Raw genomic sequence first — 25371 nt, 5'->3', positions numbered from 1 at the left:
CCGTGCATACTTGGAGGCGAAAGCGCACTCGTTCATCACCAACCCAAGGGGAATACATGAAGGCCATGCGTGTCTTGATTGCGTCGATTCTCGCGTCGGTGTCGTTCAACGGAGCAGCCGCGGAAATTTCCGCAGGGATGTGGCAGCAATCGTCGTCGACGGCCGGGGACTGTGCGGACTGCTCGATCACGGTGACCAAGGCGACGCCGCAGATCATCCAGTTCACGTCGAACAACGGATGGAAAGGGTACGCCTACTACGCGTCCAAGGAAGACACCTACAAGGGTGCGTTTCAATGGGAGGGCGCCGATTACCGCAACACCGTGTTCCTCGTGCAACTCACGTACGAAGGCAAGACGTTGAGCCTCAAGACGGAGTCGCCGGCACTGAGCTTTTCGTCGACCTATCGAAAGAAATAACGCGTTTCGTCAGGAGTAGAGGGACGGCGAGACGTGCTGCGCTGAAGGGGCAGTTGCAGCGGACTGGTGGGGCAGGTCGGATCGGCGCGCGGAAGATGCGTTGTCGATCCGGTCGTCGATGGAGCTGGCAATTGCCGCATGGATCATTTCGTCGATCGGACGCATTCCCGCCGAAACGAGACCGCGAACGGACGTCCACGCGTTTGCGGCCTGCTGTTCCCTTTCGTTGGTGAAGCAGGTTGCGGGCGTGCCGCGTCAACCGCGCGGGCGTCGCCGCGTTCTAGAGGGTGTGGCGCCCGATGACCGAGGCGCAACGACTTCTTCCAAGCACAAGGCGAACCCACCATGAAATCGATGATTCATGTATCCAGAGCAGCACTCGTGGTCGCGTGCGCGCTGGTCGGCAGCACGACCTTCGCGCAGGGCACTGCCCCCGTGCCGGGTCACCCCCGCGTCAACGAAGTGAACCAGCGCCTGGACAACCAGCAGCAACGCATCGACAACGGTGTGTCGAACGGCACCATCGGGCCGCGCCAGGCAGCGCGCGACGAGAGGCATGTCGCGAACATCGCGCAGCGCACGAGTCGTGCCGAAGCCCGGCATGGCGGTCACCTCACTGCCGGCGAAACACGGCGCCTCAATCGTGCGGAAAACCGCAACAGCAAACGGATCTACCGACAGAAACATTGATCGCTTCGTTGGCGCGCCGGCCCGTGGTGTGGCACCGCGGGCTGGCGAACAGGCGGGTGGACTTTCTGCCCGCCGGTGGTTGCGGCTGAGCGCGAGGTCAGCCGCCGGGTGTGAGAACCGCGCACCGAATGCACGTGGACGTTCTCTCCCACTTGCCCAATGGACGCATCGCCAGGGCCGACCCGATTCGCGCGTGCAGCATCGTTGCGCTCGCGCGTTGAGTCTGCGGGGATCGACGCGTACAGATGCCGCACGCGCGAGGTCTCTGGTTCGGATCTTCCACGCTCCTCGCCGCCTCCTGGCGACGACCGGGGGACCGAGGCACCAACGCTCGCAAAGCGAACGCGCCTTCGCGACCTCCCGCGATCCGTGCGTGAAGGAGACGACGTATGGCGATCCTTCACGACGCGTGAAAGAATGCGCGTTGCTTCCTGCCTGGCGAGGACGATACGAGGATGAAAGGGACGTCGTACACGTGCACGCTCATTGCTGCGCTCAGCGCAAGCATGTGCGCGGCAGCGTCCCAACCGACAACTTCAGCGATCGATTCCGCCAGCCCGCACGCATTGGGCGCGAAGCCGCCCGGGCTGGCGCCGACATTGGCGTCCATCCAGCGTGGATTGAATGCGCTGCAACCGTTCCAGCTGCAGGCCGAATTCAGCGTGCAGGGCGAGGACAACGAGGTTGCGTACGTCGACCGTATTCCTTCCCGCGTCACGATTGATGCATCGACGTGCATGCTGTCGTATCCCGACCAGAGTGCGCATGAGCCCGCGTGGTCCTTCGCCGATATCCTGAAGGTGGACGTGCAGACCGATCTTGCGTTTCATGAAGAGAGCGACGCACGCAACGGAGAAACGCGGCGCGAAATCTCCGCATCGCCTGCCACGGTCGTGCTGGTGGTGTCGATGAAGCCCGGCAAGGGCTGGCCGATGCATGTGTGGAGCATCGCGGATGCGGGGGTCGCATACGGAATCGCCAACGATTTGCGGCGTGCGACAACGCTTTGCAGCGTCGACGAGAACGCGAAGCAAGAGGTCGGCGCCAGGGCGAGGCCATCCTGATGCGTTCGGCAGGATTTGTTCGTGTCACGCTCTTCGGTGCCTGTTGCATCGCAGCGCTGTTGAGCGCGTGCGGCGCAAAAGACCGCTCGGGTCGTTTCAGCATTGCACTCGGTCAGGTAGTACGCGCGGGAACCGCAACCGTCGTCGATCTTGCGTCCATCGGCGCACCGGCGTGGGACGACCTCTTCGTGTTCGGTTCGACCACGTCGCGCGAAGATGCCTGCGCGGCGCTTGCACTGGGTTGGCTCGAGTGCCGGACGACAATGCCGGGCAGCTTGGCCGAAGACGAGGAGTTCCTGGTCTTCCGTGTCCGCGGGCGCATCTCGCGCGCCGAGCGACACTCGCGATTGAATGGCGATTTTCTTGGTGGCCCCGCGCCGCCTCCGCAACCGATCCTGCGCGCAGCGTCGAAGTTTCGCGTGATGCCTGTGGCGTCATCGCCCGATGGCGCAAAGCGAGGATTCCGGCTCGCGCACGAGGGCTGATGATGGGGTCGTGAGTGAAGCACGCGCCGTTCGTTGCGGTGCAGGAGCGGATTCAGCCGCGACGCACCCGGGTGTTTTTAGAAGAAGGCAGCGCGGCTGAAGCCGCTCCTTCGGGAATCCTGGCGGTGTTGAATGCCGCCATCATCTTCTCTCGCTACCTTCCGAAAGATCCGAACGACCTTCGCGCTGGGCGATGTGGGCGCGGCTTCAGCCGCGATGCGTGTCGGCGCTCGTCGAGGAAACGCTCGCGCGAGAGGGGCTCCGGCATTTGAAACGGATGGTTGCGTTGCTAGATTCCGAGGACCGACAAGCCGTCGACGAGCGCGGCGAAAACCGCCTTGCATCGCGCGTTGTTCTTCAGGCTTTCGTGCATCACGATCCACAGCCCCAGTTCGAATTCGACTTCGGTCGCAAGAACGCGCACAAGATCCCGCTCGCGCAGTGCGACGGATGTCTGGCAAATGCCGAGTCCGAGTCCTGCGCGAATCGCCGCGAGCTGGGCGAGATCGCTGTCGCTGCGCAGTGCAAACGTGGAGCGGCTCAGCGAAGGAATCGCCGTCGTCACGAGACGCGTCGTCGCCGTGTCTGTATCGAAGCCGATGATGTCGTGGTCGGCGAGTTCGGCCAGGCTACGCGGTACGCCTCGACGCGCGAGGTAATCGGAGTGGGCATGCATGCCGATCGTGACCGATGGAAAACGCCGCACGATGAGCGCGTCCTGTTCCGGCGGCGTCATGCGAACCGCAATGTCCGCCTCACGTGCGAGCAGGTTGTCCACGCGGTTGGAGAGCACCAGTTCCACCGCGAGTGCGGGATGCTGTCGACGCAGGCGGGCGAGGATGGCAGGCAGATGCTCGACGCCGACCACTTCGCTCGCTGTCACGCGAACCGTGCCGGAAACGACGTCGCCATCCGCACTCGCGGCACGCAGGAACTCGGCTGCGCTGACCGCAATGGCCTGCGCAATCGGTCGCAGACCGAGCGCTGTTTCGGTGGGAATCAGTCCTCGCGACGAGCGCAGGAAAAGTTCGGCGCCGACCGACTGCTGCAAGGCATCGATGTGCCGAGCCGCAGTGGGTTGTGTCAGCCCAAGCCGGCGAGCAGCGGCCGACAGCGATCCTTCATCCAACACAGCCAGGAAGGTTCGATACAAGCCCCAATCCGGTTCCGAGCTCATCGATTGTCGTTCAACGGGTGCACGCGATTCGCCAATTCTATTCGAATGCCCGCTCCGTCAACATTCTTCGTCCGGCAGTGAATGACACCGAGGGATCGTCCCGAGGCGTTCGGCGCGGCAGCACAAGGATCTGATGATGAAAGGGTTGACGGTTGTCTTCGGCGCGGGCGCCATCGGGATGCGGGTCGTGCGTCTTCTCCAGTCGCGGGGAGACGCGGTGCGGATTGCGCAGCGCAATCGTCCCGGCCACATGCCGGCGGAGGTCGAGTTCTGCGCCTGCGATATCCTGGACCCGGCCGCTGTGCGTTCGGCGGTCGAGGGTGCCTCGCAAGTGCTCATTTCAGTCGGGTTTCGCTACGACTCGCGTCTGTGGCGAACCGCGTGGCCGCTCGCCATGAACAATGTGCTGGACGCGTGCGCTGCGATCGATGCGCGGATCGTCTTCATCGACAATCTTTATCAGCTCGGGCCCCAGAACGAGGCGCGGCGCGAAGACATGGCGTTGACATCGGTGGGCCAGAAGCCGGCCATTCTTGCCGAGGTCACGCGCATCTGGATGGCGTCGTTGTCGCGCGTGCGCCTGGCCGCGCTGCGCTGCCCGGATTTCTACGGCCCCGGTGTCGACGCGTCCCATATCGGCGCGACCGGCTTCGGCCGCGTTGCGCAACGCAAGAGCGCGCTTCTTCTTGCGCCGCCCGACACGCCGCACGACTTCGCCTACGTGCCAGACATTGCGCGCGCCGTCATGAGCTTGTTCGATGCCGGCGACGATGCGTACGGCCAGGCGTGGAACATGCCGTGCGCACCGACCTTGACCCCGCGCCAGATCCTGAAGCTCGGCGCCGATGCGGTGAATCGACCTCTCAAGATCGTGGCGGTACCGCTCTGGATGATGCCGATGCTTGGACTGTTCTCTCGATTCATGAAGGAAGTGCACGATGTGGCGTTCACCTGGGATCGCCCCTATGTCGTTGACGCGAGCAAGTTCAAACGACGCTTCTGGTCAGACGTGACGCCGTTCGACCACGGTGCAGCGGAGACTGCGCGTTCGTACGTGGCAGCCGCTGAAACGACGCAATCAGGGTTACGCCGGTGATCAATCCGTGAGTCGCGGGGCCTGGGTTCGGACGTCGGCCCTCCCGTGAAGATTGGGTTTGGTCCACGCGTTCAGCTGTTGCAGAGCGTTCGACGGATGCCGGGCAAGTCATCCATTCGCCGCGTCGGCGGCAGCGTCCGCAAACACCACTCGATTGCGGCCGGCCGCTTTGGCCGCGTACATCGCTTCATCCGCACGCTTGAGCAATGCAGCCAAATCTTCGCCGGTCTGCAGCGTGGCCGCGCCGATGCTCACTGTCTGCGTGGCGTGGGCAGAGTCGTTGGCAGTGAGATCACGCAAGCCGCGACGGATGCGCTCGCCGACGCGCAGCGCATGCTCGCGATCTGCACGGGGCAATGCGATGACGAATTCCCACGAGCATCGCGGGCATGTTCCACCGTCTCCGACGCTGCGTGCGACCACGGGGTCATTTCCGCAACCAGCTCATGGCCTAGTCGCATTCGTCGCCGTCGAATATGCGGACGCTCGCCGGCATCAATGGACGCAGCCCGTGGTCGTCGAACGTGCCGATCGTGTTGGGGATGACGGGCGGCCGACCATTCAAGTGACACAGTGACCGGCGCGACGAGAAAGCAGTGTTCAAGAACGTTTCCCGTCCTCTCTGCTCTGCGTACATCGCCGCGTGGATGTTTCTCGCGTATGCGGAATCGCAGATCAACCGCCAACTCACCGCGTGGAGGCGACAGTCGCTGATGTTTCGATTGCCCCGATTCCTTTTCTCAGGATTCCACCACGTTGCCGCCGTGCTTTTTGGCGCGGTAGAGCGCTTGATCAACCCGCTGCAGAATGGTGCCCATACTGTCACCGTCCTGGATCAGCGTGATGCCCACCGACGCGTTGACCAGAGGCACTGGTTCGATCGACAGCTCGCCGATGGACTTGCGCAGCCGTTCCGCCAATGCGTGCAGTGCAGGTGCAGCGACGTTGGGCACGACGATCAGGAATTCTTCGCCACCCCAGCGCGCGAGGCATTCGTTCTTGCGAAGTAATTGCTGGCAGCGTTCTGCCACGCGCTGAAGCACGCGATCGCCGACTGGATGGCCATGCGTGTCGTTGATGGCCTTGAAGCGATCCATGTCGAACATGATCACGCCCGCCGGCACGTGTCGGCTGAGCAGGTCTTCCAGCACGCGCTCGCAGAAGCGCCGGTTGTAGAGCCCGGTCAACGGATCCCGGTTAACCATGGTTTCCATGCGCGCCTGTTCGGAGACCAGCCGCTGGATGCGGCTGGTCAACCCACGTTGCACCGGCAACAGCGCGAAGAAAAGAATGAAGACGGGTCCGTAAGTCATCAGCAGATCGGCACCACGCGGCGTGCGCAATTCACTTGGATGCGTAAACAGGTAGACCAGCACGGGCAACGCCACCAGTAGCCAGCCGAGCAGGACAATCGCCACGCCCTGGCGGGTCGGCAAGTGGATCATTGCCATGACCACCAGCACCAACAGCAACGAGGAGATCGGCGGATAGTTGTCGATCAGCTGGAGATTCGGCGTGAAGGTGGCCTGCAGCGTGTAGAACCATGCAGGGGCGATCAGCGCGATCAACGCAGCGATCAACGCGGTGCGCATGATTCCGCCGACGCGGGATGGCCATCGCACCAGCGCGATCAGCAGGCCTATGTAGACCAAGAACATGGCCGGCGCAAGGGTCAGATCCAGCGGGTGCCGAACGGGCCCAAGCCGCGCGATCAGTGAGGCGACACCGGCGGCAAACGACGTCAGAGCGAGCGTGACGATGCTTGCCCTGTGGATGAAGCGCTCGCGCGACATGGACGCCGACATGTGCAAAGACCCTCGGGCAGCGGCGCAGTGTATCGCCGCGAAAACCAGGCGGGAACAATTTCTCGCGCGATGTTGCACGAGGTTCGATGGAGAGACGATGCACTTCGGCCGTTGGTCCCCTCTTGTTCGCAGGGTTTCGCATGCGCTGGCCAACGCGTCGCGTTGAAAATTCAGCAGCGTAGAGGCCACGCCTCCAGCGGAGCAGTCGCGAACACATCGATCGATCAGCACATCGAGCGCACCGATGAATCGAACACGCCACGCACGTGCAGAGGCACGCACGAGTCACAACCGCATTCCCGTGTCGCACGCTGGCTTCGCCGCGCTCCATCTCGTTCTTGAATCCGCCGCGCCTCTTTTTCAACGGCAACACCGGTTCAGTGGATCATCGGCGCATCGCAGCACGCCGAATGTCGTTGTTCGATTGCGTCATGCCGCCGTGCCGGTGCACAGTGCAGCCACGGACGGGCGCGTTTGCCGGTCTCAGTCAAGGGAAGGTGAAGCATGTTGAAGCGATTCACGGCCGAGTTTCTCGGCACGTTCTGGCTGGTGCTGGGTGGATGTGGCAGCGCGGTGCTTGCGGCGAAATTCGGTGGGGCAGGGAATCCGTTGGGGATCGGACTGCTCGGGGTCTCGCTGGCGTTCGGACTGACGGTGCTCACTGGAGCGTATGCGTTCGGGCATATCTCCGGAGCGCATTTCAATCCGGCGGTGACAATTGGCCTGTGGGCCGGTGGCCGCTTTCCTGCGCGCGAAGTCGGGCCGTACGTGCTGGCGCAAGTCGCCGGCGGCATCCTTGCCGGCGGGATTCTGTTCGCCATCGCCTCTGGTGCTCCCGGGTTTGCCATTGATCCATCGGCTGCCGGCACCTTTGCGAGCAACGGTTTCGGTTCACTGTCTCCCGGTGGATATTCGATGGCATCGGCGCTGTTGTGCGAACTGGTGATGACGGCGATGTTTCTGGTGGTCATCATGGGCGCAACCCACGGCCGAGCGCCGGTCGGTTTTGCGCCGATCGCCATTGGCCTCGCTCTCACGCTGATTCACCTGATCAGCATTCCGGTGACCAATACGTCGGTCAATCCCGCGCGTTCGACAGCCGTCGCGTTGTTCGCCGGTTCCGGCGCGGTGGGCCAGCTTTGGATGTTCTGGTTGGCGCCGATTGTCGGCGGCATTGCTGGCGGCGCCATCTATCGCTGGCTGGGCGCGGAGCGGCCGAACATCGTGGGTGAAAAGGTACCGAAGTAGCGGAGAGGCGGATTGACGCCGCTGCGGCGCCTGATCGGGTGGCCGAGGCGGCGACGGAAGCAACCGCGGAACAACGAATGGCGCGAGGTTTTCACACCTCGGCTTGCGTTGTTGTCCGTTGCACGAGGGGCGCGTGCACACGGCAAACGCTTCGGTATTGTGACGACGCGGATCGACCGTCGTTTCTTGCGAGGGTCGGTGCGGCTGCCAATCGCCGTGCGGGATCGTCAGCTCATCGGCCGACCGTGCGTGACAAACTCCGGTTTGGCTTCATTGCTCCGCGTGGTTGGCCGCAGCGTCGCCGAATACCACCCGGTTGCGGCCGGCCGCTTTTGCAGCGTACATCGCTTCGTCGGCGCGTTTGAGCAGCGCAGTCACATCCTCGCCTGGCTGCAACGTGGCCGCGCCGATGCTCACCGTCTGCGTGGCGTGCACGGAATCGTTCGCGGTGCGATCACGCAGGCCGCGACGGATCCGCTCCCCGACGCGCAGCGCGTGCTCGCGATCTGCACCCGGCAATGTGATGACGAATTCCTCGCCGCCGAAGCGTCCGATCACGTCTTGCTGGCGGACCTCGTCGACCATCACGGCAGCCAGCGCGCGCAGAACGCTGTCGCCTGATTCGTGACCCTCACGGTCGTTCAGTTCCTTGAAGTGGTCCAGATCGAGGAACAACGCCGACAGCGGTGGGTGGGCCGGGCCGATTGCGTCGACCAGCGCGAGCGTGCGCTCGGTCCACGCGCGGCGGTTGTACAAGCCGGTCAGCGCGTCGATGTCGGCCAGGCGGCGCGCATGGTCGCGGTCGCGGCGCAACACCAGGCTACGGTCCGCAAGTCCGAGCGACAGGATCAGCGCTTCCAGTGCACCGGCGCCAAATGCTCCTGAGTCGTTGCCGGTCCACCAATCCGCGAAGCCGAACGATTGCAGGCCGCCGAGAACGGTCACGCCGAGCAACGGCGTCCAACCGAGAAGAAAGAAACCTGCGTAGCGCGAACCGCGCACTGTGGCGAGCGCGGCCACGCCGAGGAGTAACGGCCCGCCGATGATCAGCATCGGATTGGTCAGCGCAAGGCCCCATGTGTCGGCAACCGGCACTGCCAACCCGAGCAGCGAAATCAGCGCGAGCGCTCCGGCGTACACGAATAGCAGCAGGCGGCCCGTCGGTGCATACCTCTGCAGTTGTGCGAAGCGGTCCAGAAAGAGGATTGCGAAGACAACGCACAGTGTGGTCGCGATGCGCCCCCACAGACGCGGCGCGTTCGCCGCTGCATGCCAAGCGAGCGGATCGGCAACATAGCCTGTTTGCAGTGCAAGAATCAGCGCATAAGCAAGCACGAACATTGCATAGAACAGGAACGCCGGGTCACGAAGAAGCAGAGCAAACATCAGCGCCATGATGGCCATCGCGGCCATGATCCCCAGACACGCGCTTGCAAATGCCAGCCAGCCGGCGTCGCGGCGCAGGTGCTCGACGACCGGCAGCACGCTAAACATCATCGGCGCCGGAACCACGCCTCGCGCATCGACGCGCAAGCGAAGCGGTTCACCTTGGAGGGGTGGCCGGTCGATGGGAAAGACCAGTTGACCGTGGCCGGGCCACGTATCGGCGCCGGGCTGCATCAATCGCGCCGGGCGCTCAATGGCGGGGTCGGGCGGATACAAGGTGACCGTTTGCAGCCCCGGCGACCGGACCTCCAGCACCCAGGGCGCCGCAGGCCAGAGCCCCTGCGCCGGCCACAGCAACACCCAATTGCCGTTCGCACCGCCGCTGAACGCTTTCTGTCGCGCCGGATCAAACCGCTGGATGCGCGCGTCGGCTCGCGTGACCGAAGCGGCCGTCTCTCCCGCATCCGCTGCACGCCAGCCACCATCCAGTGTGAGCTTTGCTGCAAACGCAGGCGCACAAAGCAGCAGAAGAAGTCCAGCGAAGAGGCGCAGCACAATCATCAATTCCGTGTTCAAACAAGCTGACGACAGCAAGCTGCGTGCCAGCTTGGGTGCAGTGTGCGGTGCACGATCTCCCTTTGCGAGCACCTGTGCAAGCTTGAGTGACGCCCATTGCGGGAGTTACGCGCCCCTCGAGGCGATCTCATCCGCAGACCTGGTCTGTCGGCAGTGGACGACCAACGCACGCGCCACTGGCTCAGTCCAGCGACGGGCGAGCGCTTGAATGAACGCACTCTGTTCGGGCGTTCAGGCTTGGAGCCAGACCATTGCCTGCGCGCGTTCTTCGTCATCGAATTGACGGATCTTCGCCAGCATCAGTGGACCCAACACGTGATCGGCGAAGGTGCCGACGGGGCTGTTGGTGACCAGGGCGACCTTGTCGATCTTCTCGTGCAGGCGGTTGACGAATTTCAGGTGCGCGAACAGCGCGCCGATGCTTTGCCATCCAGGGAATCGACGGCTGTGGATCAGGATCCCGCGAAGACGTTCATGGGTCTGGAGATAGTCGCCAATCGTCTTCCCGACCACTTCGAAATCGTCTTCGCTCAGCGCCTTGTCCGTGACGGGCTCGAGCGTCAGGATGCCGGTGCCTGCATCGAGCGTGATGCCGATGCTCGCGCGATCGCGCTCGCAGACCCATTCCGTCGCAGCCGCGTAGGCGGTGCTGTTGAAGTGTCGCAGTTCACCTGGCGAAAACAGTCCGAACAACCGGATCGCGTTCTCCAGCCACTTGATGTCGGTGACGATCGCCATGCGCGCCCAATGGCCGATTCGTCCGAGACCCAATCGAAGGTCTTGCCATACCGCGCCTGCCTCGATTCCCTTCCATTCGCCGTCGATGCAGCACAGCAGGTCGAGCTTGGGGTGACGCTCCAGTTTCGCGTTGACGAGCGGGATGAGTTGCGTCTCGTAATCCTCGGCGCGGAGTTTGTCGTTGATCCGGATGCCGATCACGTGATCCGGTAGTCCATCGATCATGGTCAACATGGGCTAAATCTCTGTTGTGCGATGCAGGGACGGGATTGCTGCACCATCAGTGTACTGCGCACAATGCGCACGTTCATGAGTGAGGCATGGAGCGGAGAATTGATGGACCTGCCTGTGCTGGTCGCGTTCGTGGCTGTAGTCCTGCTCTAGGGCTGGGCATTCCGCGCCACGCCGCCCCCCGCCAGCGAGCGTGGATCCCGCAGTCATCGACGCGTTTAGCAGACTCTATCGACAGCAACTGGTGGCGGGCGTTCTGCTTGCGCCGTTCGTCGTGTGGGTGTTCAAGGTTCCTTCCAGCGGTGGTGCCCTGCACGGGTTATTGCTGGTCACTGCAGCGATTGTCGTTGCTGCGGTCGCTCTGTACACGGGCCAGATGGATTTCCGCTTTCGCGCCGCTGGACTGGCTCAGGGTTTCCTTGGCGTGTCGTCCTGGATGCGCTGCACACGCTTGCGGTATTCGCGCACGTTGTCGCCGCGAATGCGCTGCTCGCGTGTGCCCTTCACTTCATCGATCTTCTCGTCAGAGCCTGTCGGTGGCGTCTCGACCGCGACGGCCGTTTCGCGTTCGAAGGCGTGGGATTTGTCGGTGTTGCGGTAATACCGGTACAGCGCCCAGTACAACCCGGTGGCGCCGGCCGGTCCGAGTGCGAGCAGCCAAAGTCCACCGTCGTCGCTCATGACGCGTGCCCCACGAGAAAGAGTGCAAGGCCTTCCAGAACAGTGCCAACGGCAAGCGCGGCCATCAGGAGCTTCCACTGCTGCACCGGCACGCTACCCATGGTTTCTCCGGTGCGCCCGTTCACCGCAATGTAGTGCAGCATGCCGCCGTTGCTGCCCGGCTGATGGTACGAGTAGAGCCAGACCGGCAGGTACATCGACACCCAGCGCGTGCCGTGCACGCTGAGGCGCTCCTGCTCCCAGCGCACGCCGCGATCATAGCGGCGCACCGACGCCTCGAGCTGGGCGCGGGCGATCGACAGCAACTGGTCTTCCAGGCGTGGCCGCATTTGCGCCACGTCGCGGTCGCGCTTTTCGGTGGTCAGGCCCATCAGGTAAGACGCGTTCCACTTCACCGCGTTTTTGGTGTCGAACGGCAGGATGGTATTGATGATGTTGTTGGTGTTGGTGCGCGCGTCCAGGTTGCCGCGTTCGGCAGAGGATTCCAGCAGCAGGTCGTCGACGGTGAAATCCACATGCCGATCCAGCTGGTACACGTCGGCGTCGTAGTAGGTCTTCTTGTTGTTGTCGCTGCCTTGTGTGTAACGGCGTGTCTCAATCTCGCCCTGGCCGGCGACGTCTGCGCTGACGTTGCCGTCGACGATCATGTACGGCAGGTACACGCCGACGACGTTCTCCGGCGTGAATTGTTCCTTGAATTCCTTCAGCGCAAACAAGCGCCGCTTGTCGACAAACTGGCGGATCCGCGCGACCGCGTCGTCCTTCTTGATATGGAAGGGCAGTACCGCATCGGGCACCGCGCCGTTCGCGATCTGCTCGTTGACGCCCAGCACGTGACGGCACCAGTGACAGCGCGCCGTCATCGCATTCGCGGTATTGATCGTCACCTCGGCGCCGCATCCCGTGCACTTGAACGTCATCAGGCTGGCGGTGTCGGCCTTGATGTCGCGCGCGCCGGACGCAATGACCGTGCCCTTGAGATGGCCGAGGCCGATGCCCAGCCCGAATTCCTCCTCGACCCGTCCGGCATGCCATTCGTTGCGACAGTAGAGGCACACCAGAAGGTCGCTGCCGGGCTTCTGCCGGATGTCGGTCGAGCCGCATTTGGGACAGCGGTTGATGCCATCCTTGAGCTCGGCTGACGTCGTGTCGATGGCGACCGGATCGGACGCCTGCAATTCATCGCGAATCGGTTTGGGTAGCGTAGCCGGGTCGATCGGAACACTGCCGCGCGGCGGCGGCACATCCTGCGGCGAACCCGGACCGGTGAAGGGTGACCCGGGCGGCGGCGTGTTGGTGTTCGACATGGTGACTGTGCCGGTCGCGGCGTTACAGACCCAACGCCTTGGCTTTGAGCGCGTCGTAATCGCCCTGTGTAATCAAGCCGAGATCGAGCATCTCCTTGGCCTGCTTCAATTTGCCGACCGGGTCGGCGGCTGCGGCTGCGGTCGGTGCAACAGGTTGCTGCAAACTGCCGATGCCGCCGAGCATGCCCGATGCCATGCCGAGGCCGACCAAACCTGCCGAACCGCCGTTTTCGCCGGCCGACTGCATGCCTGCCGCAACGCTCGCCTGCAAGTTGGAATTGCCGCGTGATCCGGACAAGGCGTCGGCACGCTGCACGGTCTTGAGCAGCTCGCGCGTGTTCGCGTCGTACTCAATGGAAACGATGGCGGTCTTGACGATGGCAAGGCCGCGATCGGATTTCCACTGATAGGCAGTCTCCACTGCATCGGACAGGCTTTTCGCAAAGCCGATCGAATCCTGCTGCAGCTTGGTGATGCGATTGCCCTTGGCCGGATCGTTCGAATAGAGGCTGAAGGCGGGCGCGAGCGAACCCACGACTTCGTTGAACAGCTGGCTTGCAGCTGCGTTGTCCATGTCGGTGAAATCGAACACCTGACCCGGCTGAAGATAGCTCGCCGGCACGAAGTTCTTCACGAACAGGATCGGATCGACGATCTTCAGCGTGTACGAGCCGCGCGTCACTGCGCCGACCTGCGTATTGAGGAACGCATCGTCCCAGTAGATTTCCGATTGCGTGCCGAAGCGGTTGTCCGGCAGTTCCTTCAGCGAGACGAAAAATGCCGCCTGCTGCGAACCGGGCTGACCACCAAACTTGAAGCGCTCCCAGCTCTGCTTGATCAGCGAGTCGACGAAGCCCCCGCCGGAGAAGATCGACTTCGAGTTGAGATCATCCGATGTCCATTCGTAACCACCTGGCTCCGACGCGAAGCCGGTGAGGCCGCCATCCTGGAACAGCAGCAGTCCATACCCTTCGGGAACGACGATCTTCGAACCATTCGTGATGATGTTCGACGAGCCTTTTGTATTCGAACCGCGTCCGGCATTGGTGCCCTGCGGCACAGCGGCGAACAGCGCAGACGTTGCCGGCAAACCTGCCGGAACGGTGTAGAAGTCTTTCCACTGGTCGGCGAGCGAGCCACCGATTGAACCCACCACTGCTTGAATCAGACCCATGAGTGTTCTCCACGATTCGTGGCCGGCATCGTACCCGCCATGCACGGCAAACGGTAGATTCCCGAATCAACGCCGTGCGGCGTCGGCTGCGCGCCTTTTCGGCCCCGCTTGTCCTACTGCAATCGCTCCGCCGCCTGCGTGGCTGCGCCCTCGAATGCGGCGCCAGTGATGTCTGCCGCTGTCCATCCGCGATCGAGGTCAATGCCGAGCGTATGCCAGTCGTGCGCGTCGATCCGCAGCGGGCCACGCACACGCTCGTGGAACCGCACCGGCAACAGGAACGGGCCAACGTTTCGATAGTCGAGAAACGTCGTATCGACGTGGGCGCCCTGGGTGGATTCGAAGCCGTTCAAGGTCATGTGCACGCGGAAAAGGCGTGACGTTTGCGCATCGATCCAGAGCACCACCTGATCCTGCGAGGACTCGCCAAAGCCTGGTGTCACGGTCGCCAAGACGCGCCTGTACGTGCGTCCGTTCTCGTTTTCGTCAGCGACGCGCGCCATCGCAGTCGCCCGCGCCTTGAAAAAGCTCGGCCCGAAATGGAACATCTGGAAGGCGTCGTTGGTCATCGCCGTTGCGCTGATTTTCACGGGATCACTCTCGCGCTTGCCGTTGTAGTAGACGGCAATGCCATTGGGCGTTCGCACCACCTGCTTTGTCCCCAGCGGTCCTTCGTGATGGACCGAGTAGAGGCCATCACGCGGGCGGTACCGCTCCTCCGACGTCACCCGGAATCCGGCGTCGCTGACGATCGGCTGGATTTTCTGGATCAGTCCGAACCAATGCCCATCGGTGGAAAGATTGATGTCTCCCGGGTAAGCGCGCAGGTCGCCGCCGTGCGCCGCCATGCACGCCTCAAAGATTGCGGCGGCGTCGAGCCCGTCATCGAAACGCGCATTCGTGCCAGTCGGCGGGAACGACGCGCAACCGGAAAGGAGGGTTGCGAAAGCCAGCAGCGTGGCAAGGACGGATTGACGCATCATGATCGTGCTCTCGAGATCGATGAGGAAGGGTAGCGCAGTCGCCACCCGCGGTCTTGTCCGGATGATGGCGATACGTGCGCTTGTGTGCAGGCGGAATCCGGGTCAGGCAAACGGTCAGGGTCAAACCATCGCGAAAGGAAGCACTCAGCCGGACGCCTGTAGTCTCGGCGTGTTGCACGTCGATCCGTGGATGGAGTTCGAATGAGTCGCACGTTTCAATCGCTTCGGAACTACAACTACCGGCTGTGGGCCAGCGGTGCGCTGGTGTCCAACGTGGGCACCTGGATGCAGCGCGTAGGTCAGGACTGGCTCGTCCTTACCGTGCTCACCCATCACAACGCGACCGCGGTCGGGACGGTGATGGCGTTGCAATTCGGTCCTGCGCTGTTGCTGTTGCCGCTGACTGGTTTTTTCGCCGATCACCTGGACCGTCGCAAACTGCTCTTGTTCACCCAGGCCGCTTCAGGCCTGCTGGCCCTGGGCCTCGGAGCGCTGACCATCGCGGGAATGGTCCAGCTCTGGCATGTGTACGGCTTTGCGTTGCTGCTCGGATGCGTCACCGCATTCGACGCGCCCGTCCGCCAGGCTTTTGTCTCCGACCTGGTCAACGATGACGATCTTGCCAACGCGGTCGCATTGAACTCCGCCTCGTTCAACGCCGCGCGAATGATCGGCCCGGCGGTGGCAGGCCTCCTGATTGCGGCAGTGGGGGAGGGATGGCTGTTCGTGATCAACGCCGGGTCGTATGCAGCGGTGCTTGCCTCGCTGTGGATGCTGCGCGTGCACGAATTGCATGCCGAGGCGCGTCCAGCGCGCACGCCTGGCAGCCTGTTGGCCGGATTCGGCTACGTGTGGCAGCGGCCGGACCTGATCGCCGTGCTGGTGATGCTTGGTCTGATGGGAACCTTTGGCTTCAACTTCGCCATCTTCATCTCCACGATGTCGGTCACGGTGTTCCACGGAGATGCGAGCCAGTTTGGACTGCTGACTTCGGCGATGGCTGCGGGCACGATGTGCGGGGCGCTGCTGTCGGCTCGCCGCGCAGTGCCTGGCATGGTGCTGATGACCCTGTCGGCAGCGGCTTTTGGTGGCAGCGTCGCGTTGGCCGCGGTGATGCCCGGCCCGATTCTGTTCGCGGTCGTGCTGTTCTTCGTGGGGCTCGCTGCGCTTACGTTCATGACCGCGAGCAATTCGATGATGCAGCTCACCACAGAGCGCAGTATGCGAGGCCGCGTTCTGGCGCTGCGGATCGCCGTGGTCATGGGCGGCACTCCACTCGGCGCGCCGCTGGTGGGCTGGGTGGTCGATCATTTCGGAGCACGCTGGGCGCTGGGCATCGGAGCGCTATCCGGCATTGCGGCTGCGGCCGTCGCGCTGACGTATCTGATCCGCTATCGCGATTTGCGCTGGTCGCGCGATCGTGGGTGGCCGCGCTGGGTCATCCAGCCCGAGCCGATCGAGTCGGCCGCTGTTGGCGTCGTGGCAGGCGAGCGTGTCAAATGAGTGTGCAGCGGGGCGGGAAAAGATTGCGGCAAGTCTCGAGGCGCAATCCAGTGGACGTCCCATCGTTTTTTTTGCACGACTGAATCAGGGGATCAACGTTGGCGGTGGAAACGACTGACGTGGCGCCGATATCGACCAGCGGGCAGTTGTTGCGCGTGCTCGGCCTCGCATTCGGGCTGGCCGCGCTGATTGGAAACACCATCGGCATGGGCATCCTTCGGACACCGGGGGAGATCGCGAGCCATGTGCACTCGGCGCCGATCTTCCTGCTGGTGTGGGTGCTCGGCGCCTGCTACGCGCTTCTCGGCGCGTTGAGCCTGGCCGAGCTCGGCGCGATGCGACCGCGATCGGGTGGCCTCTATCCGCTGGTGCGCGACGCACTCGGCCCGTTCGCCGGCTTCGTTTCCGGATGGGCCGACTGGATCAGCACGGCAGGAAGCACGGCGGCAGTGGCCATCGTTCTTGGTGAATATGTCGGCCCGTTGATCCCTGTGCTGGAAGGGCATTCAACGATCGGCGCATCGATGGTGGTGATCGGGTTCGCCCTGTTGCAGTGGCGCGGCATCCGCGTCGGCAACATCGCGCAATTGATCACCACGTCGCTGAAGGGCGTGGCGCTGATTGCACTGGCGGTTGCCGCCCTGGTACTGACTGTGCCTGCCGGCAACGCCGCCAACGTGGTGAGTCCGCCATCCGCGATGCCGGTTGGACTCGCCTTGTTCGCGGCCGTCATCGTCGCCTTGCAGTCGGCGATCTATACCTATGACGGATGGACCGGGCCGTTGTATTTCGGCGATGAAATCCGCAACCCGGGTCGCGAGATTCCGCGTTCGATGATCGGCGGCGTGATCCTGGTGCTGCTGATCTATCTCGCGCTGAACCTCGCGTTCCTGCGCGTGATCGGCATCGACGCGATGGCCGGTGATCCCTTCGTCGCCGCGACCATGGCGAGCCGCCTGTTCGGCCCCGGAGGCGATACAGTCTTGCGCATTCTCACCGTGGTGTCGCTGTTTGCGTCGGTCAATGCGTTGTTGCTGATGGGCTCGCGCATTCCCTACGCGATGAGTTGCGACGGCCAACTCCCGCCGCTGTGGAGTCGGGTCAACACCGGCGGCACTCCTCTGCCATCGTTGCTCGCGACTGCTGCGGTCGCACTCGCGTTTATCGTCACCGGAACGTTCGACACGGTCCTAGCGCTGCTGGCGTTTTTCTTCGTCGCCAACTACTTCCTTGCGTTCACCGCCGTGTTCGTCAAGCGTCGAGGCGAACCGGATGCGCCGCGTCCGTTCCGCGTTCCCGGCTATCCACTGGTGCCGGCGCTGGCTCTGATCGGTTCGCTGCTGTTTCTTGTCGCTGCCGTCTGGAGTGATCGCACGCACAGTCTGATCGCGATCGCGCTGCTGGCGGGGAGCTGGCCCGTCTGGCGTGCGCAGAGTGCGTGGATGAAGCGTCGTCTGCCCATAGACGTCTAGACAATGTGTGAAATCTGCACACGCGTCAGGCTCGATCCGCCGATCCATTTCTTCGGAGAACATTCATGAAGTTGATGCCTGCGTTGCTCGGAATTCTGTACCTCACGGGTGTGTCGTCGTCGTTTTCCGCGCTTGCAAACCCCTCGCGTCTTCAGGAGATCAGCGATCCGGACACGCGCGCGTGGTGGCAGGCGACCGAGGTGTTGTCGAACGACGCGATGGAAGGGCGCGACATCGGTTCCGCCGGCTACGATCGGGCGGCGAAGGTGGTGGCGAGGCGATTCGCGGCTGCAGGCTTGACGCCGGCGGGCGATCGCGGAACGTGGTTCCAATCGTTCAAGCTCGACGACTGGACGATCGACAAGGAACGCACGCAGATTGCGGTGGGCAAACAATCGCTGCGACTCCTGTACGACATTTTTCCGCGACTGTCGCCGGGCATGCCGACCGAGGTCGATGCCGCGATGGTCTTCGGTGGTTACTGCGGGCCAGATACATTGGGCGACGCGCGCGGCAAGCTGGTGGTCTGTTACGGCTGGAATCGGGCAGGTCTCACCCGTCGCGCCGATCGCCTGAGGGCGGTGCAGGAGGCCGGTGCTGCAGGGCTGCTCGATATTGCCGACGTCGGGTATGCCGAGGAACCCACACGGTGGCCGATGGCTTATGCGCGCTCGGTGACGCCTGTCGGTGCGCCGGCAGCACCGGCCGATCACCTTCTGCTGGCCACGCTCAATGCCGATGCACTGGAAAAGGTCATCGCGGGTTCCGGCCACGACGCGGCACCGTTGCTCGCGCTGGCCCTCGACGGCAAGCCGTTGCCACGCTTCGACATGCCCGGGAAATTTCGCGCGCATTTCAATGTGCAACACCGCGTGATCACGTCGGCCAACGTGCTCGGCATGTTGCCGGGAACCGATGCGGCGCTGCACGAGCAGGCGGTGGTGATCTCGGCCCATCTCGACGGTTATGGTCGAGGCGAACCGGTGCAGGGTGACGACCTCTACAACGGCGCGCTCGACGATGCCGCGTATGTGGCGCTGCTCGAGCGGTTGGCCGATCGGCGACATGGCGCAGGGTTCCGCCGCCCGGTGCTGTTCGCGGCATTCACCGGTGAGGAAAAAGGCTTGCTCGGCAGTCGCTGGTTCGTGGCGCATCCGACGGTGCCGCTCACCTCGATCGCCGCCGACATCAACCTCGATCAAATCCGTCCACTGTTCCCGCTCGATCTGCTGACGGTGCATGCGCTCGACGACAGTACGCTCGGCGACGCCGTGCGAATCGTCGCGTCCGGCATGGACATCGCGGTTCAACTCGACCCCGAGCCCGAACGCCAACTTCTGCATCGCTCGGATCACTGGCCGTTTATCCAGGCAGGCATTCCTGCGACGGGCTTCGTGTTCGGCTACCGCCCGGGCAGCGATTCGGAACAGCGCTATCGCCACTGGTACCAGGTGCAATATCACCGGCCGCAGGATGATCTGACGCAGCCGATCGATTGGGCCGCTGCCGGCACGTTCAACCGTTTTTTCTACGCACTCGTGGAGGCGGTCGCCGATGGCAATGCGAGGCCTGGGTGGAAGACGGGCAGCCCACCGGCGCCTCGTCAGAAAAAAGACTGACGCCCCGAAACACCGTGTCGATTTCCACGTGTTCCATTCGTCGTAGAGACATCAGATCGATGATGACTGACGTGGCATTCACGAACGGCGACCGCACGAGACTGTTCCCGACCAACCTCGCCGCGAGCCCTTGCACATGGAGAAGAAAACCATGATTCCGACCATCACCACCTTCGGCTGGGTGCCGCAATTTGCGCGTGGCTTCGTCCGCGACCTGCGACCGCGCTGGGCGTTCGAGGAGGTCGGGCAACCGTACGCGGTGGAGCTGATCAAGGACGCGAAGTCGACCGAGCACCGCCGGCGTCAGCCGTTCGGCCAGGTGCCGACCTATCGTGACGACGACGTGGCGATCTTCGAATCCGGTGCGATCGTGCTGCGGATTGCCGAGCGCGCAGGCCAGTTGATCCCGTCGGATGCCCCGGCGCGCATGCAGGCGCTTCAATGGCTCGCCGCCGCACTCAATTCCGTCGAACCGTATGTGATGGCGCTGGCGATCAACGACATTTTCGAAGCGGACAGGGAATGGTCTGCAGCGCGTCACTCCAAAGTGATCGACGATCTCAACCGGCGGCTCGCCGATCTCGAGGCCGCGCTCGGCGACGGACCGTGGCTTGACGGCGACACCTTCACGGTGGGCGACCTGATGATGGTCTCCGTTCTGGGAGGGTTGCGCGGGACCGGTGTGCTCGACGGCTTTCCTGCGTTGAGCGCCTATGTCACGCGTGGTGAAGACCGACCCGCCCACCGCAAGGCAATGGCAGACCATCTGGCCACCTTTGCAACCTGACACAAAGCAATCAACGAAGAGCAAGTCCGCCGTTCATCGCGGGGGTCGTGACCGACGAATCGCCGAACACGAATGATGTCGGGATCGAAGCTGTAGAACCCAGTGCCCGTGCGCGCCTCGCCATCACAGCCGACTTGGGCGGGAGAGGCATTTTGTCGATTGGACTGCGCTAGACTCCGGCGACGGCGCGGGGACCACGATGCAACACGACGGAGAATCTCCGCAGCTTCACACCGACGCGCTGTTCGCGCAGGTCTACGATCGGCTGAAAGCGATGGCCGGGCGCCAGCTTGGCGCCGGGCGGAACACGCTCGATGCGACCGGACTCGTGCACGAGTTGTATCTTCGCATCGGTGGCGATCGCGACCTTGTGTTCGCGCATCCAAACCAGTTCTTCACCTACGCGGCGAGCGCCATGCGGCATTTGCTGGCGGATCGCGCACGTGCGCGCCTGCGTCAGCGCGCGGGTGGCGATTGGTTGCGAACGACGTTGACCGGCAGCGACTGGCGCCTTGCGCTCGATAGCGCGGAACAGGCGCTCGAGCTCGACGATGCGATGAAAAAGCTGGAAGTGATCGACGGGCGCGCCGCGCGCGTGGTCGAACTGGTGTGCTTCGCAGGTCTGGAGCACGACCAGGTGGCCGAAGCGCTCGGCGTCGCGACGCGCACGGTGGCGCGCGACTGGAGCTTCGCCGTCGCGTTCCTCAAGAGCGTGCTCGACGAGGAAACGTGAGGATGGCAGGCGAGCGCGCCGTTCGGCGTTTCCCGGACTCGCCATGAGAACGCCAACCATGACTCTGCGCGATCTGTTCGAGGGGGCGCTCCCGCTCACGGTGTCCGCGCGCGAGGAGTTCCTCGATGCGAACTGTCCGGACCTCGCCGTGCGTGCGCGTGTCGAAGCGATGCTGCGCGCGAGCGCGACCGACGATGAAGCGATATCGAGCGCGCGGCTCGATGGTCTCGCGCGAGCGATCGGTGACGTTCCGGCGGTGCTGCCGGCCGGGAGCCGCATCGGACCGTTCGGGATCGTCCGCGTCATCGGCGAAGGCGGCTCGTCGACGGTGTTCGAGGCGCAACGCGAAGTCGAAGGAGCAAGTCAGCACGTCGCGCTCAAGCTGCTGCGTCAGAGTCTGCTGAGCCCCGACGCGCGGCGCCGTTTCGGGCGCGAGCAACGCGCGCTGATCCAGCTGCAGCACCCGAATATCGCGAGGATGGTCGAAGGGGGTGTCACCGAGGGCGGCCAGGCCTACATCGCTCTCGAACTCGTCGACGGTCAGCCAATCACCGCCTATGCGGACGGCAGGAACCTTGGAGTCCGTGAACGCCTCGGTCTGTTCATGACGGTGTGCAAGGCGGTCGACTCGGCGCACCGCGCGCTGATCGTGCATCGCGACATCAAGCCGTCAAACGTGCTGGTGAATACCGAGGGCGAGGTCAAACTGCTCGATTTCGGCATCGCCAAGTTGCTCGCGGACGACTTGGAACCGGAGGCAACGTTGCTTCAGGCGTTCACCCCCGCCTACGCAGCGCCGGAGCAGAAAGCAGGCGGCGTGATCACGACCGCGACCGATGTCTATTCGCTCGGAATCGTCCTCGGCGAACTGTTGACTGGCGCGCGCACAGGTGACGACGCCAGCCGCACACCGTCCGGCCCGAACGGTGTCGGTCCCGTCGTGCTGGGTGGTCCGGCGACGCGCCGTCGCCTGCGCGGCGATCTCGATGCCGTCGTGACGAAGGCGACCGAGCCCGATCCGGAGCGGCGTTACACGTCGGCGGGTGCGCTGGCGGACGATATCGAGCGCGTGCTCGACGATCGGCCGGTGCGTGCGCAACCGCAGACGCGCGCGTACCGCATGCGCAAGTTTGTTGTGCGGCACAAGGGAGGTGTGGCGACCACGGTCGCGTTCGTGCTCGCGATCCTCTCGGCACTCGGCATCGCGTTGTGGCAGGCACACGTTGCTCGCGACGAGGCGGCGCGCGCGGACAGTCAAACGCGCCGCGCGGAGACAGTGCGCGATTTCCTCGTTTCCATTTTCCAGTCGGCACAGGCAGACGTTCCACGCGAGCGTCGTCCAACGGTCGAGCAACTGGTCGACGACGCCGGCGACAAGCTGCTGCGCGATACCGCGCTCGATGTTTCGGGACGCACCGATCTGCTGCTGACCCTCGCGAAGGTCAGCATCGCGATCGGCGCCTACGAGCGCGCGCATTCCCTGCTCGACCGCGCAGCGCCAGCGATCGAACGGCTGCCTCTGTCGTCGGTCGACGTTCTTCGCACGCGCGTTCTGCGCGCCAATGCTCGTCTCGGTCAGGCAAAGCCTGAGCAAGCGATCGCCTTGCTCGCTCCACTGCGTGGATCGCTCGCGGGGCGTAGCGACGCGGCGGGCGTGGAGGCGTTGCTCGCGCTGGCGGGTGCGCTGTCCGGCGCGAACCGTAGCGACGAGGCACAAGCCGTTGCGAACGATGCGCACGCCGTCGCCGATCGCGTCGCGGAGCAGCGTGGGGAGTTGCTTCTCAGCGTCGATGTGCTGCGTGCGCGCGATTTCATTACTGCGCAGAAATTCGCGCAGGGACTGGCCGTCGCGCGAGAGGCGCGCGCGCGCTGGAAAGCGCAAGCGCGGGAGCCTTCGAGCGAATTGCTTGATCTGATGTACCAACTCGGTGTCGCGGAAGAGTTCACCGGAGATCTGACGCGCGCCGATGCGGCCTATCGCGAGGCGATCGCACTTGCCGAGCGCCTGTACGTGCGCCCGCATCCCGACACGGCCTCGGCGATCGGCATTTACGGCAGCTTCCTTGTCGCACAGGCGCGCTTCGACGACGCGGATCCGTACATCCTGCGCGCGCTGGCGATGCGCCGCGCGCTGCTCGGCGACGCGCACCCCGATACGCTCAATTCGATGGCCGCCCTGGGCCGGCTGCGCGCCGGCCAGATGCGACGCGACGAGGCCCGCGCCGCGGAGGAGGAGGGAGTCCGCATTTGCAAGCGCGAGCATATTCGCCACAACGTCTGCCCGCGCCTGTTCGGTGCGCTGTCGCAGATTCTTGCCGCACAGGGCGACCTTGACGGCGCTCTCGCCAACGCCGACCAGGCGGTCGCGATGCAGCGCGAGTTGACCGGCGAGGGCAGCGCGCAGCTGGCCGGTCCGCTCGGCCAGCTCGCGCGCGCGCAGGTCAAGCGGGGTCGGTACGCCGATGCGTTGGCGACGTCCGACGAATTGCTGGCGATTGCCGCACGGAACGGCAGCGACGAATCGAAGGAAGGGCGCTATGCGAGGTTCCAGCGCGCGTTGGCGCTGTATGGACTCGGCCGCAATCGTGAAGCACTCGATCTTGCGGGCGATGTCGTCGCCGCTCAGAAGCTCAAGACGCCCAACGAGAAGACGACGCTTTTTTCGATGCTCGCGCTGCACGCGCGTGCCTTGTCCCGCGCAGGGCGTCACGACGAGGCGAAGTCGGTTGCAGCCGAGGCGCTCGCGATCGAACGGAAGCCACAACCGCTTGATCCGGTGATCGTCGCGGATCTGCAGCGACTCATGCGCACTGGCCGCGGCGACTGAGCCGGACGTTGCGGCGCAGTCGCGCCAACGGAGTTCTGGAAGAAGGCTTACGTTCCGGCGCCATCGGTGAGCGTTCCATTCGCGATGCATCGTCCGGTTCGACGGCGGCAGCCGGCACGGTCCGTCCAGCTCTGCACCATCTGCCGGTTCTGCGCCGAGTCACCCGACGTCGCCCGCCAAATGAGATAGTGCGTCGATCATGCTGCGGAACCTGATCGATGCCAGCCGTCATCCCCTCCGTTCGAATGCCTGTGTCGCGATTCCTTCAGGCACTCATCTTCGATGTCGATGGCACTCTGGCCAACACCGAGGAAGCCCATCGTCAATCATTCAACGATGCGTTCCGGCTCCACGGGCTCGCTTGGCATTGGACGCCCGAGCGCTACAAGGAGCTGCTCAGGACAACCGGCGGCAAGGAGCGCATGGCGGCGTACGTGTCGACGCTTGCGCTGCCGCAGAGCGAACGTGACCGCCTGATCGCCGACATTCCCCATCTGCACCGCGAAAAAACCGTGCTCTACACACGGCGGGTGAACGCAGGCGATGTTGCGTTGCGAGAAGGAGTCGAGCGTCTGATGGACGAAGCGCAGGCAGCCAACGTGCGCCTTGCGATTGCCACGACCACGTCGTTCGACAATATCGCCGCACTCCTGTCTGCCACGTTGGGGCCGTCCGCGCTCGATCGGTTCGCGGCGATCGGTGCTGGAGATGAGGTGGAACACAAGAAGCCGGCGCCGGATGTCTACCTTGCGGTCCTGCGAAAACTCGACATGTCCGCCGAGAACTGCGTGGCAATCGAGGATTCCGCCAACGGTGTGCTGTCGGCGAAAGCGGCTGGGCTGTTCACAGTCGTCACGCCGACCTACTGGACCGAAGAGGACGATTTCAGCGGGGCAGACCTCGTTCTGCCGACCCTTGGCAGTCACGAAACGGAGCTGCCCGGGACGACTGCAGCGCGGGTCGGCAGGGGAGGCCTCGGTATCGAGCAGTTGGAGGATCAACTCGCAGCCCGCCATGTGGCGCGTCGACGATGAGCGAAAGGATTGGCACGTTTCGGGTAAACGGTGAGCGCGCGCAACAGGCAACGTGTTGTCGATCGGGGCGCGAGCGTGGATGCGACATCGCATGGTCGCCGGACATTGATTTCGAGCGAACAGAAATCGAACGTGCAGATCACGACAACCCGGCGCAACGGTTACGTCGCGCCGGGTTCTCTCATTCAACGACGATGTTGCCCGGTCCGTCGGATCGTCATTGCTCGAAGCCGTTCTTGAAGATCAAGTCGATCGGGTTGGACGGTTGCGCCATCAGCAGCGTGGTGCCGGAGTAGTCGACGAGGCTTGCGCTGATGAGGATGGTGCCGTCGGCGC

Annotated in this window: 22 protein-coding genes; 13 read left to right on the top strand and 9 right to left on the bottom strand. The window is 63.8% G+C overall.

The window, feature by feature from the left end; genetic code table 11:
- Window positions 1-56 precede the first annotated feature (56 nt).
- From ABIV12_RS02565 to ABIV12_RS02550, 4 genes are all read left to right on the top strand, one after another.
- Window positions 57-419, top strand: a complete 363-nt coding sequence (locus ABIV12_RS02565) for a hypothetical protein (protein WP_348055922.1) — start codon at window positions 57-59, stop codon at window positions 417-419.
- A 345-nt stretch (window positions 420-764) separates the two neighbouring features.
- Window positions 765-1109 (top strand): hypothetical protein, encoded by a 345-nt coding sequence (locus ABIV12_RS02560; protein WP_348055920.1) that lies wholly within the window; start codon window positions 765-767, stop codon window positions 1107-1109.
- Window positions 1110-1564: 455 nt separating this feature from the next.
- Window positions 1565-2173, top strand: a complete 609-nt coding sequence (locus tag ABIV12_RS02555) for a hypothetical protein (RefSeq protein ID WP_348055918.1) — start codon at window positions 1565-1567, stop codon at window positions 2171-2173.
- Window positions 2173-2658: a hypothetical protein gene (locus ABIV12_RS02550; protein WP_348055916.1), complete on the top strand. Its 486-nt coding sequence runs from the start codon at window positions 2173-2175 to the stop codon at window positions 2656-2658. The genes ABIV12_RS02555 and ABIV12_RS02550 overlap by 1 nt, the downstream gene beginning before the upstream one ends.
- Before the next feature lie 289 nt (window positions 2659-2947).
- On the opposite strand, the gene ABIV12_RS02545 is transcribed toward ABIV12_RS02550, so the two are convergent.
- A complete protein-coding gene (locus ABIV12_RS02545; RefSeq protein ID WP_348055914.1) occupies window positions 2948-3835 on the bottom strand; it encodes a LysR family transcriptional regulator in 888 nt (295 codons plus the stop codon).
- Window positions 3836-3971: 136 nt separating this feature from the next.
- Between ABIV12_RS02545 and ABIV12_RS02540 the strand changes: the two genes are divergently transcribed.
- Entirely contained in the window at window positions 3972-4931 is a 960-nt protein-coding gene (locus tag ABIV12_RS02540) for an NAD-dependent epimerase/dehydratase family protein (protein ID WP_348055912.1), read from the top strand.
- A 108-nt stretch (window positions 4932-5039) separates the two neighbouring features.
- Here the strand turns inward: ABIV12_RS02540 and ABIV12_RS02535 are convergent, their stop codons facing one another.
- Both ABIV12_RS02535 and ABIV12_RS02530 read right to left on the bottom strand, forming a co-directional pair.
- The gene (locus ABIV12_RS02535; protein ID WP_348055910.1) at window positions 5040-5354 is read right to left on the bottom strand and encodes a GGDEF domain-containing protein; all 315 of its coding nucleotides are present in this window, start codon (window positions 5352-5354) and stop codon (window positions 5040-5042) included.
- A 317-nt stretch (window positions 5355-5671) separates the two neighbouring features.
- Window positions 5672-6736 (bottom strand): GGDEF domain-containing protein, encoded by a 1065-nt coding sequence (locus ABIV12_RS02530; protein ID WP_348055908.1) that lies wholly within the window; start codon window positions 6734-6736, stop codon window positions 5672-5674.
- A gap of 504 nt (window positions 6737-7240) precedes the next feature.
- Between ABIV12_RS02530 and aqpZ the strand changes: the two genes are divergently transcribed.
- Window positions 7241-7984 (top strand): aquaporin Z, encoded by a 744-nt coding sequence (gene aqpZ, locus ABIV12_RS02525; protein ID WP_348055903.1) that lies wholly within the window; start codon window positions 7241-7243, stop codon window positions 7982-7984.
- 270 nt (window positions 7985-8254) lie between these two features.
- On the opposite strand, the gene ABIV12_RS02520 is transcribed toward aqpZ, so the two are convergent.
- From ABIV12_RS02520 to ABIV12_RS02495, 6 genes are all read right to left on the bottom strand, one after another.
- The gene (locus tag ABIV12_RS02520; protein WP_348055901.1) at window positions 8255-9931 is read right to left on the bottom strand and encodes a diguanylate cyclase; all 1677 of its coding nucleotides are present in this window, start codon (window positions 9929-9931) and stop codon (window positions 8255-8257) included.
- 246 nt (window positions 9932-10177) lie between these two features.
- Window positions 10178-10918: an STAS/SEC14 domain-containing protein gene (locus tag ABIV12_RS02515; protein WP_348055899.1), complete on the bottom strand. Its 741-nt coding sequence runs from the start codon at window positions 10916-10918 to the stop codon at window positions 10178-10180.
- Between the two features lie 405 nt (window positions 10919-11323).
- Window positions 11324-11596 carry a hypothetical protein gene (locus ABIV12_RS02510; protein WP_348055897.1) on the bottom strand — a complete coding sequence of 91 codons (273 nt, stop codon included), beginning with the start codon at window positions 11594-11596 and terminating at the stop codon, window positions 11324-11326.
- Window positions 11593-12903, bottom strand: coding sequence for a TFIIB-type zinc ribbon-containing protein (locus tag ABIV12_RS02505; RefSeq protein ID WP_348055896.1), 1311 nt, complete (start codon window positions 12901-12903; stop codon window positions 11593-11595). Before ABIV12_RS02505 ends, ABIV12_RS02510 begins: the two co-directional genes overlap by 4 nt.
- Window positions 12904-12925: 22 nt before the next feature.
- Window positions 12926-14077, bottom strand: a complete 1152-nt coding sequence (locus tag ABIV12_RS02500; RefSeq protein WP_348055894.1) for an SPFH domain-containing protein — start codon at window positions 14075-14077, stop codon at window positions 12926-12928.
- Between the two features lie 113 nt (window positions 14078-14190).
- Window positions 14191-15060, bottom strand: a complete 870-nt coding sequence (locus ABIV12_RS02495; RefSeq protein WP_348055892.1) for a hypothetical protein — start codon at window positions 15058-15060, stop codon at window positions 14191-14193.
- Window positions 15061-15261: 201 nt separating this feature from the next.
- Between ABIV12_RS02495 and ABIV12_RS02490 the strand changes: the two genes are divergently transcribed.
- The 7 genes from ABIV12_RS02490 (at window position 15262) to ABIV12_RS02460 (ending at window position 25035) form a co-directional block, all read left to right on the top strand.
- Window positions 15262-16563, top strand: coding sequence for an MFS transporter (locus ABIV12_RS02490; protein ID WP_348055890.1), 1302 nt, complete (start codon window positions 15262-15264; stop codon window positions 16561-16563).
- Between the two features lie 104 nt (window positions 16564-16667).
- On the top strand, window positions 16668-18035 hold the full coding sequence (locus tag ABIV12_RS02485) for an amino acid permease (protein ID WP_348055888.1): 1368 nt from the start codon (window positions 16668-16670) through the stop codon (window positions 18033-18035).
- A 65-nt stretch (window positions 18036-18100) separates the two neighbouring features.
- Complete coding sequence (locus tag ABIV12_RS02480; protein WP_348055886.1) at window positions 18101-19654, top strand: M28 family peptidase; 1554 nt, start codon at window positions 18101-18103, stop codon at window positions 19652-19654.
- 151 nt (window positions 19655-19805) lie between these two features.
- Window positions 19806-20441, top strand: coding sequence for a glutathione S-transferase family protein (locus ABIV12_RS02475; protein WP_348055881.1), 636 nt, complete (start codon window positions 19806-19808; stop codon window positions 20439-20441).
- Between the two features lie 199 nt (window positions 20442-20640).
- Entirely contained in the window at window positions 20641-21174 is a 534-nt protein-coding gene (locus tag ABIV12_RS02470; protein WP_348055879.1) for an ECF-type sigma factor, read from the top strand.
- A gap of 43 nt (window positions 21175-21217) precedes the next feature.
- Window positions 21218-24001 carry a protein kinase gene (locus ABIV12_RS02465; protein WP_348055877.1) on the top strand — a complete coding sequence of 928 codons (2784 nt, stop codon included), beginning with the start codon at window positions 21218-21220 and terminating at the stop codon, window positions 23999-24001.
- 251 nt (window positions 24002-24252) lie between these two features.
- The gene (locus ABIV12_RS02460) at window positions 24253-25035 is read left to right on the top strand and encodes an HAD family hydrolase (protein ID WP_348055875.1); all 783 of its coding nucleotides are present in this window, start codon (window positions 24253-24255) and stop codon (window positions 25033-25035) included.
- Window positions 25036-25371 lie beyond the last annotated feature (336 nt).

Source organism: Dokdonella sp., from assembly GCF_039926425.1.
In the GTDB taxonomy this organism is placed as follows: domain Bacteria; phylum Pseudomonadota; class Gammaproteobacteria; order Xanthomonadales; family Rhodanobacteraceae; genus Dokdonella_A.
The sequence above is the reverse complement of the archived record's forward strand: the minus strand, read 5'-3'. Positions and strand labels throughout refer to the sequence as shown.